This window comes from Sphingomonas sp. 66-10 (assembly GCF_001897045.1).
GTDB lineage: Bacteria > Pseudomonadota > Alphaproteobacteria > Sphingomonadales > Sphingomonadaceae > Sphingomonas > Sphingomonas lycopersici.
This window is the reverse complement of record NZ_MKRR01000064.1, coordinates 19,318-20,433: the sequence shown is the minus strand read 5'-3', so window position 1 is coordinate 20,433 and position 1,116 is coordinate 19,318. Positions and strand designations below refer to the sequence as shown.

Below are 1,116 nucleotides of genomic sequence, written 5' to 3'. Positions count from 1 at the left end.
ACGAACAGCAGGATCGCATTGAAGGTCGCGGCGAGGATTTCCAGTCGTTTGTAGCCGAACGTCCGCTTGTCGTCGGCAGCCTTCTTGCCGAGATGGATCGCCATCAACGCGATGACCAGACCGGCGACGTCGGTCATCATATGGGCTGCGTCGGACAGCAGCGCGAGGCTGTTGAACACGAAGGCGCCGACCACCTCTGCCACGAGATAGGTCGCCGTCAGGGCAAGCGCCCATCTGAGCATCTTGGCGTTGGCGCCGGCCGTATGGTCGTGGCTGTGCCCGGCTTCGCCGTGATCGTGTGCCATTATCGCGTCCCCTTCTTTGTGGCTTGCCGTTCGGCGAGCCAGGCCTGCATCTTCACGATTTCGGCCTGTTGGGTCCGGATCACCTCCTCCGCCATCGCGCGCACCTTCGGATCGGTGCCGTTGGCAAGCTCGGCGCGAGCCATATCGACCGCACCTTCATGGTGCGGGATCATGCCCCGAAGGAAGTCGGTATCAGGATCGCCGGTCGACGGCATCGCCATGCCGGCCGTGCCGTGCGCTCGATCCGTGGATGGCATCGGTCGCACCGGACTCGTTCGATCCGAACTGGCCCGCCGGCTTGCCGCCGGAACACGCAGACAGGGCAATCGCAGCGGCCAGAAAGGACCATCGCGCCGTGGTGATCGACATTTTCTTCTCCTTACGGGATGGATCGCGGCGCACATCGACACCGCTCAAGGTCAGGCCGGTCACATCGCGATCTCCTCGATGAGCAGCAGTGCGAGAAAGCCGACGAAGAACATCGCGCTGATGAGCGGAGAGTCCGGTTTCTCGTGCGCCTCGACCAGCAGCTCCTCGGTGACGAGGTAGAGCAGCGCCATCAGGCCGAAACTCAGGAATCCCGTGATCCACACCGGCGACAGCAGCGCCACGGGCTGCACGACGAGTGCGCCGATCGGCACCAGCAGCGCAAGCGCGCAGGTTAGGCCGATCGCCTTCATCTTGCGATACCGGCTCGTCAGATCATTGGTGAGCGTCAGGGCCAGGAACAGCACTTCGAGCGTCAGCGCGACCGCCAGCAACGTGCCCCCCTTCTCGCCGGCGATGAAGGCCAGACCCAGAACCAGGCCGT

The 1,116-nt window shown here is 63.9% G+C and carries 4 protein-coding genes; all 4 read right to left on the bottom strand.

Annotated elements, in window-relative coordinates; all coding sequences use genetic code 11:
- Positions 1-305, bottom strand: a 305-nt coding sequence (locus BGN95_RS06435) for a cation diffusion facilitator family transporter (protein WP_286772004.1), incomplete at its 3' end; no start/stop codon positions are given.
- A complete protein-coding gene (gene copM, locus BGN95_RS06430) occupies positions 305-562 on the bottom strand; it encodes a CopM family metallochaperone (RefSeq protein WP_231376782.1) in 258 nt (85 codons plus the stop codon). The genes copM and BGN95_RS06435, both read right to left, overlap by 1 nt.
- Entirely contained in the window at positions 498-737 is a 240-nt protein-coding gene (locus BGN95_RS06425) for a hypothetical protein (RefSeq protein ID WP_018251251.1), read from the bottom strand. The genes copM and BGN95_RS06425 overlap by 65 nt, the downstream gene beginning before the upstream one ends.
- The coding region (locus BGN95_RS06420; RefSeq protein WP_502688260.1) for a ZIP family metal transporter at positions 734-1,116 on the bottom strand (383 nt) is incomplete at its 5' end. The genes BGN95_RS06420 and BGN95_RS06425, both read right to left, overlap by 4 nt.